Origin of the sequence: Halomonas sp. DP1Y21-3 (genome assembly GCF_019801245.1) — a bacterium.
Taxonomy (GTDB): Bacteria; Pseudomonadota; Gammaproteobacteria; order Pseudomonadales; family Halomonadaceae; genus Halomonas; species Halomonas litopenaei.
The window spans coordinates 170661-185089 of sequence record NZ_JAHVJM010000005.1 but is presented as its reverse complement, the minus strand read 5'-3'; the positions used below and the strand labels follow the sequence as shown (position 1 = coordinate 185089).

General features: G+C 63.5%; 15 protein-coding genes. 11 read left to right on the top strand and 4 right to left on the bottom strand.

The window, feature by feature from the left end:
- The first annotated feature begins 13 nt into the window (after positions 1 to 13).
- The 3 genes from KUV74_RS15600 to KUV74_RS15590 all read left to right on the top strand — a co-directional run bounded on the left by KUV74_RS15600 (position 14) and on the right by KUV74_RS15590 (position 3588).
- The gene (locus tag KUV74_RS15600; RefSeq protein ID WP_045992193.1) at positions 14 to 1666 is read left to right on the top strand and encodes a nitrite/sulfite reductase; all 1653 of its coding nucleotides are present in this window, start codon (positions 14 to 16) and stop codon (positions 1664 to 1666) included.
- Entirely contained in the window at positions 1659 to 2201 is a 543-nt protein-coding gene (locus tag KUV74_RS15595) for a DUF934 domain-containing protein (protein ID WP_045992194.1), read from the top strand. The genes KUV74_RS15600 and KUV74_RS15595 overlap by 8 nt, the downstream gene beginning before the upstream one ends.
- Before the next feature lie 397 nt (positions 2202 to 2598).
- Positions 2599 to 3588, top strand: coding sequence for an AraC family transcriptional regulator (locus tag KUV74_RS15590; protein ID WP_222516795.1), 990 nt, complete (start codon positions 2599 to 2601; stop codon positions 3586 to 3588).
- A gap of 57 nt (positions 3589 to 3645) precedes the next feature.
- On the opposite strand, the gene KUV74_RS15585 is transcribed toward KUV74_RS15590, so the two are convergent.
- Positions 3646 to 4092, bottom strand: a complete 447-nt coding sequence (locus tag KUV74_RS15585; RefSeq protein WP_222516794.1) for a hypothetical protein — start codon at positions 4090 to 4092, stop codon at positions 3646 to 3648.
- A 246-nt stretch (positions 4093 to 4338) separates the two neighbouring features.
- A complete protein-coding gene (gene smrA / locus KUV74_RS15580; RefSeq protein WP_108133414.1) occupies positions 4339 to 4956 on the bottom strand; it encodes a DNA endonuclease SmrA in 618 nt (205 codons plus the stop codon).
- Between the two features lie 207 nt (positions 4957 to 5163).
- Here smrA and KUV74_RS15575 point away from each other — a divergent pair, with 207 nt between their 5' ends.
- From KUV74_RS15575 to KUV74_RS15555, 5 genes are all read left to right on the top strand, one after another.
- Positions 5164 to 5595, top strand: coding sequence for a gamma-glutamylcyclotransferase family protein (locus KUV74_RS15575; RefSeq protein WP_124804750.1), 432 nt, complete (start codon positions 5164 to 5166; stop codon positions 5593 to 5595).
- An 81-nt stretch (positions 5596 to 5676) separates the two neighbouring features.
- On the top strand, positions 5677 to 6027 hold the full coding sequence (locus KUV74_RS15570) for an arsenate reductase family protein (protein WP_222516793.1): 351 nt from the start codon (positions 5677 to 5679) through the stop codon (positions 6025 to 6027).
- A gap of 71 nt (positions 6028 to 6098) precedes the next feature.
- The gene (wrbA, locus tag KUV74_RS15565; protein WP_045992200.1) at positions 6099 to 6719 is read left to right on the top strand and encodes an NAD(P)H:quinone oxidoreductase; all 621 of its coding nucleotides are present in this window, start codon (positions 6099 to 6101) and stop codon (positions 6717 to 6719) included.
- The gene (locus KUV74_RS15560) at positions 6716 to 7120 is read left to right on the top strand and encodes a DUF2069 domain-containing protein (RefSeq protein WP_045992201.1); all 405 of its coding nucleotides are present in this window, start codon (positions 6716 to 6718) and stop codon (positions 7118 to 7120) included. Before wrbA ends, KUV74_RS15560 begins: the two co-directional genes overlap by 4 nt.
- Positions 7121 to 7251: 131 nt before the next feature.
- Positions 7252 to 7740, top strand: coding sequence for a c-type cytochrome (locus tag KUV74_RS15555; RefSeq protein WP_045992202.1), 489 nt, complete (start codon positions 7252 to 7254; stop codon positions 7738 to 7740).
- Positions 7741 to 7752: 12 nt separating this feature from the next.
- On the opposite strand, the gene KUV74_RS15550 is transcribed toward KUV74_RS15555, so the two are convergent.
- The gene (locus KUV74_RS15550) at positions 7753 to 8580 is read right to left on the bottom strand and encodes a cytochrome b/b6 domain-containing protein (protein WP_222516792.1); all 828 of its coding nucleotides are present in this window, start codon (positions 8578 to 8580) and stop codon (positions 7753 to 7755) included.
- A 264-nt stretch (positions 8581 to 8844) separates the two neighbouring features.
- Here KUV74_RS15550 and pdxH point away from each other — a divergent pair, with 264 nt between their 5' ends.
- A complete protein-coding gene (pdxH, locus tag KUV74_RS15545; RefSeq protein ID WP_108133409.1) occupies positions 8845 to 9486 on the top strand; it encodes a pyridoxamine 5'-phosphate oxidase in 642 nt (213 codons plus the stop codon).
- 80 nt (positions 9487 to 9566) lie between these two features.
- Here pdxH and KUV74_RS15540 read toward each other — a convergent pair whose 3' ends face one another.
- Positions 9567 to 12314 carry a bifunctional acetate--CoA ligase family protein/GNAT family N-acetyltransferase gene (locus KUV74_RS15540; protein ID WP_222516791.1) on the bottom strand — a complete coding sequence of 916 codons (2748 nt, stop codon included), beginning with the start codon at positions 12312 to 12314 and terminating at the stop codon, positions 9567 to 9569.
- Between the two features lie 228 nt (positions 12315 to 12542).
- Here KUV74_RS15540 and KUV74_RS15535 point away from each other — a divergent pair, with 228 nt between their 5' ends.
- Positions 12543 to 13478 carry a histone deacetylase family protein gene (locus tag KUV74_RS15535; protein ID WP_222516790.1) on the top strand — a complete coding sequence of 312 codons (936 nt, stop codon included), beginning with the start codon at positions 12543 to 12545 and terminating at the stop codon, positions 13476 to 13478.
- A gap of 312 nt (positions 13479 to 13790) precedes the next feature.
- Positions 13791 to 14423 carry a helix-turn-helix domain-containing protein gene (locus KUV74_RS15530; protein WP_045992207.1) on the top strand — a complete coding sequence of 211 codons (633 nt, stop codon included), beginning with the start codon at positions 13791 to 13793 and terminating at the stop codon, positions 14421 to 14423.
- The last annotated feature ends 6 nt before the right edge of the window (positions 14424 to 14429 follow it).

Below are 14429 nucleotides of genomic sequence, written 5' to 3'. Positions count from 1 at the left end.
AGGAACGCGCTGAATGTATCGCTACGACAACCATGATCAGACCCTGGTCGACGAACGCGTCGCACAGTTCCGCGACCAGATGCGTCGCTACCTCGAAGGCAAGATCAGCGAGGAAGAATTCCTCCCGATCCGGGTGCAGAACGGTCTGTACGTACAGCGTTACGCGCCCATGCTTCGCATCGCCATCCCCTATGGCATGCTGGCCTCCTACCAGCTGCGCAAGCTCGGTGAGCTGGCCGCCCGCTATGACCGCGGCTACGGCCACTTCACCACCCGTACCAATCTTCAGCTGAACTGGCCGAAGCTCGAGGACGTGCCCGAAATGCTGGCACAGCTCGCCAGCGTGCAGATGCACTCGATCCAGACCAGCGGCAACGATATCCGCAACACCACCACCGACCAGTTCGCCGGCATCGCTGCCGATGAAGAAGTGGATCCGCGTCCCTGGTGTGAGCTGATTCGTCAGTGGTCGACCTTCCACCCGGAGTTCTACTACCTGCCGCGCAAGTTCAAGATCGCCGTGACCGGCGCCGCCGAGGATCGTGCCGCCATTCAGGTCCACGACATCGGTCTGCGTCTGTGGCGCAACGACGCCGGCGACGTCCGCGTGAAGGTGCTGGTCGGTGGCGGTCTCGGCCGTACTCCGATGATCGGCGAGACCATCTGCGAGGACCTGCCCTGGCAGCACCTGCTGACCTACCTCGAGGCAGTGTTGCGGGTCTACAACCAGTTCGGTCGCCGCGACAACAAGTTCAAGGCGCGCATCAAGATCCTGACCAAGGCACTCGGCATCGACGAGATGCGGCGGCGCGTCGAGGAAGAATGGGCCCACCTCAAGGACGGCGCCCAGACCCTCAATCAGCAGGCCATCGACGACATGGCGGCGCACTTCGTCGATCCGCCCCGTCGCAAGGTGGATGACGCCGCCATCGAGGCCTTCGAGGCGTTGCGTCGGGACAACCGGGCCTTCGCCCGCTTCGTCACCAACAACGTCACCGACCACAAGGTGCCGGGCTACAAGGCCGTCACCCTGTCACTCAAGCGCAGTGGTCACTCGCCGGGTGACGTCACCTCCGAGCAGATGGCCCAGATCGCCGACCTGGCCGACGAGTACAGCTTCGGCGAGCTGCGGGTGACCCACGAGCAGAATCTGGTGCTGTCCGACGTGGCCGTCGACCGCATCGAGGAGTTGTGGCACAAGCTCGAGGAGCTGCGCCTGGCCAACCCCACCGTGGGCACCCTGGCGGACCTTATCTGCTGCCCTGGCGGCGACTACTGCGCCCTGGCCAACGCCAAGTCCATTCCGGTGGCCCAGGCGATCCAGGAGCGCTTCGACAGCCTCGACTTCCTCTACGACCTTGGCCCGCTGGATCTCAACATTTCCGGCTGCATGAACGCCTGCGGTCATCACCACGTCGGCCACATCGGCATTCTCGGCGTGGACAAGAAAGGCGAGGAGTATTACCAGATATCCCTCGGCGGCAGTCAGGGCAACGAATCCTCGCTGGGCAAGATCCTCGGCCCCTCCTTCTTCCGCGAAGATGTGCCGGAGGTCATCGACAAGGTGCTGCAGGTGTATGTTGGCGCCCGCGAAGCCGACGAAACCTTCATCGACACCTATCGCCGCATCGGTCTGAAACCCTTCAAGGAGCACGTTTATGCCTGAGCAGACGCCGCAACGCCCGCTGATCAAGGAACGCCGCCTGGTGGAAGACGCCTGGGTGCTCCAGTCTGACGTCGATGACGAGGGTGCAACCCCCGTCAAGCCCATGACCATCGTCCGCCTGGACGTCTGGCTGGCCGCAGAGCGTCGCGACGACCTGGCGCCCTGGCTACCCAGCGACACCCAGCTCGATGAGGACACCGTCGCCGCACTCAGAGACGCGCCGCTGATCGCCATCGACTTTCCCAAGTTTACCGACGGCCGCGGCTATTCGCTGGCCCGGGTACTCAGGGAGCGTCACGGTTTCAAGGGCGAGATCCGTGCCGTGGGCGACGTGCTGATCGACCAGTTGTCCTATATGGCACGCTGTGGCTTCGACGCCTTTTCGCTGCGCGAAGACCAGGTCGTGGAAGACGCCCTGGCCTCGCTCACGGTGTTCTCGCGCCACTACCAGGTGTCCGTCGACAACCCGGAGCCGATGTTCCTGCGCCGTCAGCGCGAGGCGCGTGAACGCCAGCGCGAAACCGCCGTCGCCTGACCCTATCCGGGTTGGACGGCTTGCCTGGTTCGACCGACCTCCTGCCAGGCAAGCAGGAAGCATCACCATCAACAATGCCGCGATCTCCGGCGCCGTCGCCCCAGTGGTGACAGGCTGGCGCCAGCAGGAATCGCGGCATTGTCGTGTTTGGTGGAAGGGGCACCAGCAGATGGGATATCGATGCGCCGCGTTTCATGTCAGCCCATGCCCATCCATGCACAATATGTAAGCCAGCGATCCTGAAAGACGAGCCAATCTCATCTTTTTCTCAGGCATTGGAGGTAGCTCGCCACTGGCCGCCGAACCAGTTGGCGTAGTGATCTATGCTGAACAAGCGCCGCTGCTCGAACGCGCAACAGATGATGATCACGCACCCCAGAACTTGTTCAGGCTCCTTATGTCCAGCGAAGCGCCATCCCCCCTGGCGGCCTTTCAGCGCTATTCGTCAATGTCGGTAGCACCCGAGTTGCGCTTCGACTATTGGCGCAGCCTGCATTCCGACATACAGCTCGAGCTTCCCCAAGGCCGGCGCGCTGACGACTATCGAGCCTGCGTGATCAGTGCTTCAAGCGCTGGTGGTGCCGTCCTTGGCTGGTGTACCAACGACGACACCGCTGCTCACTTTGCCCAGGACAACAGCGACTTTGTGCTGGTCAGCCTGACGCTCGCGGGGGAAGCACGCCTACAGCAAGCCGACGGCCAGCGACATCGTGTCACCAGCCAGAGTGGTCTGGTGGTACTGGATAGCCTCCAGCCCCTGTCCAGCCTCGCCATGCAGCACTCGATGCTGTACCTGATGATTCCCCGGCCCCAGGTCAAGGCCAGGGCGCCTGATGCGCTGACGCGGGCCGAGTCGAGCCCCTTCAGCCTTCCCGACAACGCCATGACCCGGTTGCTCACGACCCATCTGCTTGGCGTCATCAAGGAGCAAGAGGCCCTCGCCGGCGAGGACTTGGCCTGCGCACTGGATACCGCTCGCGACATGAGCCTGGTAGCGCTGGCGCAGTTGAAAGGGCCGCTGTCGCTCGAGTGGGAGGCGACCCAGCGCGAAAGCCTGATGAATGCCGCCTGTCGTTATATCGAACTGCACGCCGGTGAGCCTCGGTTGAACGTCGACAGCATCGCTCACGCCTTGGGCTGCTCCCGTGCCGGGCTCTACCGCGCCTTTAGCGACCACCCAGAGAGCGTGGCCGAGACGCTCAGGCGCACCCGGCTGGAACAGGCAAGGGCCAGACTCAAGACCCGCCATCCGCCCAGCATCGATCAGCTTTCGTACCATTGTGGCTACCTTAACGCCGCCAGCTTCACCCGTGCCTTCAAGCGTCAATACGGTGCCAGCCCCCAGGACTGGCACCGAGAGTGGTGCGAGCGTCAGTTGCTGCTCTGATGTCTGGCGACATCAACGTCCTTGTCTGTCGTCTCCGCCCCCGATGCCAGAGGTCGACTAGCCAAGCTCTTCGAGCAGATGGGCCCGGGCATCCTCCAGAGGCTCGATGACGTGAAGCGTGTAGAAAGACAGCAGCAAGGCCCGCTCTTGCTCGTCAAGCGGTCGAGAGCTCCCCTGGTCGCCCAGCGCCAGCCGCTGCTGACACCTTGTCGCCGTTTCACTCGCCTGCTCGACTAGTGCCATGGCGCGATCACGCAGATGATCCAGCTTTTGCTGGTCATGGTCGGTGAATACCGGGCCGAAGTCCTGAATCCGCCGGTTCGCCCGGTCCAGCCGGCGCAGCAATGGCATCAGCTCATCGCAGTGCCAGTAGCGGTGCCCCAAGGTAGGTATCGAGTGATGCTTGAACCACTGCCAGTGGTCGTGAAGTTCCGCGATGATCATGTAGCCCCCTGCCAACTGAATGACGTCGTAAGGCCACTGCACCGGCAGTGGATGACTCATCAAGTCGCTCCCCACCTTGCCGTGACCCTGCCAGCGCATTGCTTGCCACTATCGCGCTATAGGAACCCTAGTCGCGGCAGCCAGTGCAGACTGTTCCAACTTGATGCCGATTGTCTCGATGGCGTCCTTGGCGAGGCCACGCAAGCGATACGGCGCCATCTGCAGGATGGCGCCGGGTGGAAAGGAAATAAAAAAGAGGATCGATGCAGGAAAGCGGCCGGGAAGCCGCAACAGGCTTCGCCAGGTCTATCCGCGACGCTTCTGCTGGCGTTCGCGGTTCGCCGCGCGGGCGCGCTCGCTCTTCCTGAGCATCACCCAGGTGGCGCCGAGTCCACCGTCAGCCTCCTGAGCAGACACGAACGCCTGGACCTCGTCGAGGGCGGGTAGCCACTTGGCCAGACAGGAGCGCAGCACATTGGCGGCGCCATCGATCTCGCGGCTGCGTCCATGGACGATCAACACCGAGCGCAGATCGGCCGCGTAGGCGTCGCGGATGAACTGGGGCAGACTCCCCCGGCATTCATGCAACGGGCGCCGCAGCAGGTGAAGACTGGCCTGCACCGGATAGCCGCCCTGCCGCAGGCGCTCGACCACCCCGGTCTGAATGCCATCGCGGCGGTATTCCAGCGGATCGAAGGGAGGCACCAGATCGACGAAGTCGTCACTGAGACCATCAAGCCCGTCGTCTCCACTCAGGGCATGACGACGCCTGGCCAGCTGTGATTCGGTTGGCGCGCCTCGGCGACGGCCGGCATCGGCACGATTGTTGGCCTGGCGCAGTGGTTGGACGTCCCCCATCATGGCCTTGAAGTCCACATCATCATGGGCACCATCAAAAGACTCGGCGCGGAGAAATTCGCTCATGGGGCACCTCCTCGTCTTGGCGGGAATCTTTATCCTAGCAAGGCCGGGACCGCCGCCGATAGAGGGAAAGGATAGAAGGAATGGCTAGCGGGAATGAATAGCGGGCGACCTCGGTTCGACAAGCCGGCCGCCTGGTGAGAGGCTAGTCAAGCGAGACACGCCACCTTTCGATTTCCGGCACACACCGCTCATTTGTCACTGGTCCCCATGAACACCCTGACGCTCTGGCTTGCCCGCCTGCTCTGTCTTGTTGGCGCACTGATCATCGGCCTTTATGGCTGGTTCTGGTACACCTACCAGAGCCCCTATGGCTATACACCTCCGGCTGCCATGGAGCAGTCCGCTGACGGCCCCCACCCAGTCTTTGTCTACGGCACCCTGCGCTCCCCATGGGTGCGCTGGCTGGTGACCGGAGAAAGACTCGAGTCGACGCCCGCACTGCTCCCGGGGTATCGCCGAGAGGGGCTCGACCTGGAGGTCGATCGTGACGACCAGGTGGCCGGACAGCTACTGGCGGTGGATAGCGAGACCCTGGCCGAACTGGACCGCTACGAGCGTCTGGGCGTGCGCTACGAGCGCGTCAGGCTAACCCTCGCTCGCGGCGCTGAGGTCTGGGCCTATCGCCTTCTCGAGCAATGACCTGTCTTGGCGGCGCGTCGTTGTGGCCGGTCGCGCCGGCGATCTACAATAGCCGCCGATTCCCACTCGACCGGAGCTGTCATGGCTGCACTCACGCTATTGCATAACCCTCGCTGTTCGAAGTCCCGCGAAGCCCTTGCCCTGCTGGAGCAGGCCGGCGCCGAGGTCCAGGTCCGCCGCTACCTCGACGATCCCCTGGACGGTGAGGAATTGCGTGGCCTGATCGCCCGGCTGGACGGCAAGCTCAGCGACCTGGTGCGCGCCAACGAGACCGAATGGAAGAGTCTGGGCGCCGACCGTAAGGATGAATCCCAGGTGGTGGCTGCCATCCTGGCCCATCCTCGAATCCTCCAGCGCCCGATTCTCGACAACGGCGAGCGAGCGGTAATCGGCCGCCCGCCCGAGGCCATCACGTCACTGCTGGAGAGTTGAGGCCAGCCAGCCTCTTCGCCCGTTGCCTCGGGCTTTCGTCAACCCATAGGCTCTTGCCATAAGGAAAGTGTATGTCGGATCTGCCCTACGTTCTGGTCCTCTACTACTCCCGCCAGGGCGCCACCCGGGCGCTGGCCGAGCGCATCGCCGCCGGTGTCGAGTCTGTCGCCGGCGTCGATGCTCGCCTGCGTACCGTGGCTCCGGTGTCACCGACCTGTGAAGCGGTGGACCCGGAAATTCCCGCCGAAGGCGCTATCTACGCTGACCTCGACGATCTTCGCAACGCCAGTGGCCTGGCGCTCGGCAGCCCCACACGCTTCGGCAACATGGCGGCTCCTCTCAAGCACTTTCTCGACGGCACCAGCGAGCTGTGGCTGTCAGGAGCGCTGATCGACAAGCCCGCCACCGCCTTCACCTCCACCTCGAGCCTGCACGGCGGCCAGGAGACGACGCTGGTAACGATGCTGATGCCGCTGCTCCACCATGGCATGGTCTACGCCGGGCTGCCCTACAGCGAGACGGCCCTGACCCGCACCCAGGGCGGAGGCACCCCCTACGGCGTCAGCCACCTGGCTGGCGTTCGCAGCGATCGCCCGCTGGATGAACACGAGCGTGAGCTGGCCTTCGCCCAGGGCGCGCGCCTGGCGCGGCTGACGCTCGCTCTGGCTGACGCCCGCAAGGGGGCCTCATGAGAGCCTGGCTTGAGGGGGTAGAACAGCGCCGCGGGCTTGACCGCCTGACCCGGCAGTCGCGCCAGCTGGTGCTGGTCGGCTTTGGCCTGCTGCTGGCAATGATGGTGTACCGCGGTATCGCGGTGGAAGCCGACGGCAATCGTTTCGGCCCGATGATCGCCTTTGTGCTGCCTCTTGTGCTGTTTCTGCCATCCATCCTGACCCGCCGTCCACGGGGCCATGCCTGGCTGGCCTTCGTCAGTCTGCTCTACTTCGCCCAGGGGGTGATGATCGCCACCCTGCCGGGACTCGGTCTGCGTGGCGTGGCAGAGGCACTGGTGGCGCTGGTGCTGTTTACCGGCTGCATGGGCTACGCACGCTTTCGCTCTCGTCAGATGCGACAGCACCAGGGCAATTCATAGCTCTTGTTCAGCCCGACCGTCATGCCCTTCTGGCGGCAGCCGCTCTCCTTGCTATCTTGAGGATGTCGTTGCATTCGCGACGCCATCCTCGACAACGCCCGGCCCATGTCGCCAGGCAAGGAGTAAGGACAATGACCGTGACCCCGTTGCATGCCCTCGTGACCGGACTTGGACTAACGTTGGCCAGCGCCTGTGCACTCGCCGAGGAACTCCCCGATGCCAGCGTCGAGATCGAAGACGCCATCGAATACCGTCAGGACGCGCTGGGCGTGATGGCCTGGCAGATCGGCCCGCTGGGCGCGATGGCCCAGGGCAAGCGCGACTTCGACGCCGAACTGTTTCTCGAGAAGGCGCGTCGCCTCGCCGCCGTGGCGCCGCTACCCTGGGAAGGTTTCGTCAAGGGCTCACTGCAGGGAGACGACCATGGCGTCGAGACCGATGCCCTGGCGGACATCGCCGATGACTACGAAGACTTCGACCAGCGCTACCACACCCTGATCGAGGAAACCGCAAAACTCGCCGAGATGGCCGACGGTGGTGACCAGGACGCGCTGTTCAAGCAGGTGGCCACCGTCGGCAATACCTGCAAGGGGTGTCACGACAACTTCCGAGCCGAGTGAGCCTTCGGCGTTTCACAAGCGCCCCCACAGCCACATCACACACCCCGTACTGAACAGGGCCAGCAGCGCCGCTCGCACCATCAGGGCCGAGCGGCCAGGCTCTACCCCCTTGCCGCTGCTTCCACGTTGCCCTTGCTGGTGATCTGACGCCCGATCTGACTCTTGATCTGACTGTTGCTCTGGTTGCTGGTGGGTCTCTGCGTCCGTCTCGGCCCAGTGCGCACCCCGCGGCAGCGTCTTGCGGCCGCTGAACATGGCGCCTACCAGTCGCTCGCCGAGGCAGCGATGGGCTAGCAGAGCCCCCAGGTGAAGCACGATCAGCGCCAGCAGCACATTCGCGTTGAGGTGATGAATCCACAGAGCCGTGTCGCTGACTGCTGCTGGCACCAGGGTATGCAGCGGCGCCTCGAAGAAGATGTCATCGGTGACAAAGAGCCCCGTCAGCGCCTGAATCGTCAGGCTCGTCAGCATCGCCAGCACCGCCCATCCCCCCAGCGGATTGTGACCGGCAAAGATATCGGCACGTCGCTTCATCAGGTCTCTGGCATAGGACAGCGTTACCGAAGGAGAGCGCAGCCAGGAGCCGATGCGCGCGTGGTGATCGCCGACCAGCGCCCACCCCCAGCGAAACAGCAAAAGCCCAAGCGCTATCAGCCCAGCCCTGGCGTGCACGTTCTGCGGAAAGTCGAACAGGTCGGTCTCCACCTTCATGGTCAGAAATGAGAGTACAACGCAGGCCACCAGCCCCCAGTGGAATAGCCGGATGGCCAGGCTCCAGACACGCCGGCTACGCCCTGACGGCCTGTGCTCGGCGGCTGACGTTGACTCGACAGATGGCATGGTCGCTCCCCTTCGCTGATAAAGGCACAACGCCTGGCGCCAGTGACGATATACTCAAGATAGCCACTCCCTGTGGTGGCGCCTTGCCAAAGCGGTACTTGCTAAAGCTGTAGCAGCTGACATTCATCATGACTCGCGACGATGACGGTGGTGTTCCCGGCGACGCGGGGCGACATCTCGGACACAAGGTGCGATGATTTATCAATTGGACGACGGTACCCCTAGTGGCCGTCCTTTTTTTGTCTGATTCCACCGGAGATACCGATGACCCGTGATATTGCGGACATTCGACGTGACTATGAAGGCGGCAGCCTGGACGAAGGCCAGGTACCCAAGGATCCCTTCACCATGTTCGATGAGTGGTTCGCCCTGGCCCTGGATACCGATCCCCAGGATGCCAATGCCATGACCCTGTCGACCGTGGACAGCCAGGGCCTGCCCCACGCGCGGGTGGTGCTGCTCAAGGGGTTCGATCAAAACGGGATGGTCTTCTACACCAACTATCACAGCCACAAGGGTAGCGAACTGGCCAACGTCCCCCATGCGGCCCTGACCTTCTGGTGGCCCAAGCTGGCGCGCCAGGTGCGCATCGAGGGACGCACCGAGCAGGTCGCCGAGCAGGAGTCGGACGAGTATTTTGCAAGCCGTCCCCGCGGCAGCCAGCTCGGGGCCTGGATCGCCACCCAGAGCGTGGTCATCCCCGATCGCGACTGGATCGAGCAGCGCCAGCGGCGCTTCGAGAAGGCCTACGAAGGCCAGGATATCCCGCGCCCGGTGCACTGGGGAGGCTACCGCGTCGTCCCCGAAATGATCGAGTTCTGGCAAGGACAGCCCAGTCGCCTGCATGACCGGGTTCGCTACGGCCGCCGCGATGGCCACTGGGAAGTGGTGCGGCTGGCACCCTGAACGAATCATCCGACCGGCTCCCGCCTTGCAAGCACAGGCGGGAGGCCAGGCCGGCGGTCCTGGCATCGAACGCCGACCTGCTACTCCATCGGCCGTTCCAGGCGGTGTCGCTGCCAATCGTTACCCGGCTCGTTGAGGCGCAGCACTGCGTCCACCACCTGCTCCTCCATGTTGAAGCTTTGTCGGAACCCGAGGTGCTTCATCAGTGCGCGCATGGGGTGATTGTCGATCATGATCTTGCCGACCATCTCCAGGGTGCCGACCCCCTTGCAGTAGCGGATCATCTTTTCCATCAGACGACTGCCGATACCGAGCCCCTGAAGGTCATCGCGGATGATGATCGAAAACTCGGTTCGGATATTGTCGGGATCGTTCCAGACCCGAACCACCCCCAGCATCTCCTTGCTGCCGTCTTCGCAAAGACGCTCGGCGATAAACGCCATCTGTCGGTCGTAGTTGATATGGGCCAGGCGCGACAGATCGCCCTGGCTTAAATCGGTCTTGTTGTGGAAGTAGCGAAAGCGGATGCTCTCCTCGGACAACTGCCCGTGGAAGTCGGTAATCAGAGGGGCATCTTCAGCCCGAATGGGCCTGAACTCGACGTCCCAGCCGTTTCTGAGCTTGACCCACTCCCTCAGTTCTTCGGGATAGGGCATGATCGCGAAGCGCGCCGGAGAACCGAGGTCCATGGCGAAGTCCACCGCCACCATGCCGTCTCGATTGAGCAGCAGCGGGTTGATCTCGAGACCACGCAGCCGAGGCAGGTCGGTGGCCATCTGCGACAGGGTCACCAGTAGTTGGCACAGCCTTTGTTCATCGCGCTCTGGATCACTCGAGTGCTCACGAATCAGCCGCGCGGCGTGGGTACGAGACACCATGTCCGCGGCCAGCGTCATGTTCAAGGGCGGCAGAGAGACCTGTCGATCCGCCAGAATATTGACCTTGTAGCCGCCGATGCCGAATAGAATCAGTGGTCCGAAGACCGGGTCCCGGGTGATGCCTGCGCACAGCTGCATCGAATGCTTGCCCCGTTGCATGGGCTGGAGACAGAACTCTCGCACGCGAAAGCCGGGAAATTTCTCGGAGACCTTCTCGCTGAGGCGATCCACCGCCTCGGCCACGTCGCCGGGTCTGGCCAGATCCTGGACCAGCCCCGCCGACAGCTTGTGAGGATGTCGCCGGTAACGAAATGGCCGACTGTTGCCGTCGTGCACGATCTTGATCGCGAAGGGGCCCGTCAGCTCCCGGGCGGCCTCCTCGGCGGCCTGGGCACCGTCGGGATAGCGACTCTCCGCCACTGGCAGGCCGTAGGCCTTGAGCACCTGGGCGGTCTCGCTATGGGTCAGGCTCTCGCGACCATCGGCGAGCACCTCGTCGATCAGCCGGTGGCAGCGCTCTCGCACCTCGGCCGAGGTCGAAAACGGCAGGCTCGGGGGCGTCTGCTGCAATAACGACTGGACCCGCTGATAGTCGACCATGTGCATGAAGGCCTTCACCGCCTTCTCCGGCGACAGATAGGTGGGTACACCCGCTTCGTGACACAGGTGACGAGCGCCGATCGCCTGTTCGAAGCCCATCCAACTGGTCAACAAGTTACGCCGAAAGCGCTTGCGTTCACGGATCAGCGCCTCGGCGGTCGCCTTGGAAGGCGCCAGACGCGTCGGAGCATGGACCACCAGTACGGCGTCCACATTGGGGTCGGCGGCGACGATCTCCAACGCCGCCACGAAGCGTTCCGGGGTGGCGTAGCCCCCGAGATCCACCGGGTTTTCGCCGGGCTTGCTGATATCGAGGTCTCGCTCACGCAGCGATGTCTGGGTAGCCTCCTCGAATTCGGCCAGACGACCTCCGGCGTTGATCAACTTGTCGATGGCCAGCATGGCCGGCCCCAGCCCGTTGGATACGATCGCCAGACGGTCACCCTTGAGTGGGCGCATCCGTGACAGTGTCTCCAGGGCGTCATACAGCTCGTCGGAATCGTTGACCCTTACCACGCCCGCACGCGCGAAGGCCGCATCGAAGACCCGATCACGATGGGTGACGCCTGGCGTCGGTGGCAGGCCGCTGAGGTCGGCTTGGCTGGTCCTGCCACTCTTGATCGCCAGTACCAGCCGATTGCGCGACGCATCACGCACGGCGGTCATGAAGTGCTGGGCGTCGTGGACCCGTTCAAGGTGCAACAGGATCGCCTGGGTGGGCGAATTCTGGTTGATGTAGTCGATCAGGTCGGGAAGCATGACATCGACGCTTTCCCCCAACGTCAGCAGGTGAGAAAAGCCGATCCCGCGCCCGGCCGCCCAGTCGATCATGGCGTTGGCCAGCATGCCCGACTGCCCCAGATACGCCACCTTGCCCCTGGGCACCGTATGACTGGAGTAGGACGCATTGAGCCGTCGTCCCGGCACGATCAAGCCCATGCACTCCGGCCCCAGTATTCGAATGCCGGAGGACCGGGCCGCATCGAGCATGCGCTGGCGGATCGACGACTTGCCGCCTTCGTCCTGTTCCAGCTGACTGCCACCGGACAGCACCAGGGCCGCTCGCACCCCGCGTTCACCCAGCCGGCTCAACAGTTTCGGCAGGGTCGAGACCGGCGAACACAGGATCGCCAGGTCCACCACCTCGGGAAGTTGAGAGGTGCGAGCGACGCACTCGACCCCGTGGACGCTGGCGTACCCCTTGGGGTTGACCGCCCACAGCTTGCCGCCGTAGCCGCCGTCAAGCAGATTGCGAATGACCTGCCCACCCGTGGACTCAGGCTTCTCGGAGGCACCCACCACGGCGATCGAGGCGGGATCGAAAAAGCGACGAAGAAACTGGGTGCTCACAGGTGGTCTCCTCAGGCGACGGGTAGCCGACACCCTGGCGGCGAATTGTGCGGACTTGCGCACTTGAACGTTATGGAAATAGTGCCGGAGTGTGGCGCTACCCCACAACCACGTCCAGCGCTAGCTTGACCAGGAACAAGGCATCCTTGGCATCACGCTTCGACCATTTGCCACTGTCTCGGGGTCCGTATTACTCCTAAGGTGGCGCCAGACCAGTCGGAGATATCGATGATCACAGCCTTTCTCAGTCACCCGTACTGCCAGCGTCATGACATGGGGCCGGATCATCCCGAGAGTCCCTTGAGACTCGATGCCATCAGGGCGCAACTGATGCGCTCTGGCGTGCTGCAACACGCGATGCAGGCAGACGCTCGGGAGGCCACTGAAGAGCAGTTGCAGCGCGTGCATCCCGAGGCGCACCTCGCTCGGCTGGAGCAGGCTTCGCCCCAGGAGGGGCACGCCTCGATCGACGCCGATACCCTGATGAACAGCGACAGCCTGCAGGCCGCACGTCTGGCCGCCGGCGCCGTGGTCAAGGGGGTCGATCAGGTGTTCCGCGGTCAGGCCGACAATGTCTTCTGTGCGGTCAGGCCTCCCGGTCACCACGCCGAGGCCCAGGAGGCCATGGGCTTCTGCTTCTACAACAATGTTGCCGTCGGCGCGGCCCACGCCCGCGCCGTCCACGGAGCGCGGCGCATCGCCATCCTCGACTTCGATGTCCACCAGTGCAACGGCACCATCGACATCTTCAAGAATGACCCCGAGGTGATGGTCTGCACCAGCTTCCAGTATCCCTTCTACCCCTGGCGCTATCTGGATACCCCTTACCCCAACGTGGTCCACACGCCGCTGCCCGCCGGCACCGAAAGCGCTGGTTTTCGCGCGGCCATCGAGCGTGACTGGTGGCCCGCTCTTGAAGACTTCCGCCCGGAACTGATACTGGTCTCGGCGGGCTTCGACGCCCATCGCGACGACCCCATGGCAGAGTTGTGTCTCGCCGACGAGGACTACCACTGGATCACCCAGGGTATCCTCGATATTGCCCGGCGACATGCCGAGGGCCGCGTCGTCTCGGTGCTGGAAGGGGGCTATGACCTGGCGGCGCTGGGACGTTCGATGGAAGCCCATCTACGGGCCCTGCTGGGGTTGGCCTACCAGCCCTGACGACGGCGACTGGAGCCGTCATGGCGAATCGCCTTTCACCTGGTGGCTTGGCTTACCCCTTGCCCTTGTCCTTGCTTTGCCCTGCCCCAGCCCCTTCCGTCGGCCTGTGTTTCCCGATGCCGGGAAACATGTCCGGGAGATATCGACGCGCCGAACTGCCTCATGATGGACTCGGCTGCCAGGCCTCCAATAGCAGGCCGGGGCAGATAGCTCAGATAGAAAACCCGGGTCGAAGGCCCGCTGAGACACAGGCAGGGAGTGGCGACGCTGTGGTAGCCTAGAGGAAACCTGGTTTCCTATTGTGAACACGACATGGCGCAACACACCGATCAGGAGGCGGCACTCAAGATCGCCTCCGGCCGCAAGGCCTTCGTCGAACCCCTTCGTCTGGGGGAGCGACTCAAGGAGATTCGTCTGGCCAACCAGTGGACCCTGGAGGACGTCAGCCAGAAGACCGGTCTCGCGCGCTCGACCCTATCGAAGATCGAGAACGATCAGATCTCGCCGACCTTTACCGCCGTGCAGAAGCTGATCGGCGGCCTCGACATCGACCTGCCCCAACTGCTGTCACCGCCCAGGCAGCAGACCCGCACCATGGGCAGGCGAGACATGACGCGCCGCGGCGAAGGCCAGCGCCACCCTACCCCAACCTACGAACACGAGCTGCTCAGCTGTGAGCTGGCGCAAAAGCGCATGATCCCGTTCAAAACCATCGTGCGCGCCAGACACTTCGAGGAATTTTCCGAGTGGGTGCGCCATGATGGCGAGGAATTCCTGATGGTGCTGGACGGCGAGATTCTGCTGTACTCGGAATTCTACGAGCCGCTGCGCCTGGTTGCAGGCGACAGCATCTACTTCGACAGCGACATGGGTCACGCGCTGGTTTCGGTGAGTGAAGAGGACGCCACCGTACTGTCGGTCTGTACCCGTCGCGAGAACACCTGAGCGACA

Coding starts and splice junctions, on each gene's coding strand:
- KUV74_RS15585 (WP_222516794.1), bottom strand. CDS start 4,092: ATGAGTCATCCACTGCCGGTGCAGTGGCCTTACGACGTCATTCAGTTG.
- KUV74_RS15595 (WP_045992194.1), top strand. CDS start 1,659: ATGCCTGAGCAGACGCCGCAACGCCCGCTGATCAAGGAACGCCGCCTG.
- KUV74_RS15560 (WP_045992201.1), top strand. CDS start 6,716: ATGAGAGCCTGGCTTGAGGGGGTAGAACAGCGCCGCGGGCTTGACCGC.
- KUV74_RS15575 (WP_124804750.1), top strand. CDS start 5,164: ATGAACACCCTGACGCTCTGGCTTGCCCGCCTGCTCTGTCTTGTTGGC.
- KUV74_RS15535 (WP_222516790.1), top strand. CDS start 12,543: ATGATCACAGCCTTTCTCAGTCACCCGTACTGCCAGCGTCATGACATG.
- KUV74_RS15600 (WP_045992193.1), top strand. CDS start 14: ATGTATCGCTACGACAACCATGATCAGACCCTGGTCGACGAACGCGTC.
- KUV74_RS15570 (WP_222516793.1), top strand. CDS start 5,677: ATGGCTGCACTCACGCTATTGCATAACCCTCGCTGTTCGAAGTCCCGC.
- KUV74_RS15555 (WP_045992202.1), top strand. CDS start 7,252: ATGACCGTGACCCCGTTGCATGCCCTCGTGACCGGACTTGGACTAACG.
- KUV74_RS15550 (WP_222516792.1), bottom strand. CDS start 8,580: ATGCCATCTGTCGAGTCAACGTCAGCCGCCGAGCACAGGCCGTCAGGG.
- wrbA (WP_045992200.1), top strand. CDS start 6,099: ATGTCGGATCTGCCCTACGTTCTGGTCCTCTACTACTCCCGCCAGGGC.
- smrA (WP_108133414.1), bottom strand. CDS start 4,956: ATGAGCGAATTTCTCCGCGCCGAGTCTTTTGATGGTGCCCATGATGAT.
- pdxH (WP_108133409.1), top strand. CDS start 8,845: ATGACCCGTGATATTGCGGACATTCGACGTGACTATGAAGGCGGCAGC.
- KUV74_RS15590 (WP_222516795.1), top strand. CDS start 2,599: ATGTCCAGCGAAGCGCCATCCCCCCTGGCGGCCTTTCAGCGCTATTCG.
- KUV74_RS15530 (WP_045992207.1), top strand. CDS start 13,791: ATGGCGCAACACACCGATCAGGAGGCGGCACTCAAGATCGCCTCCGGC.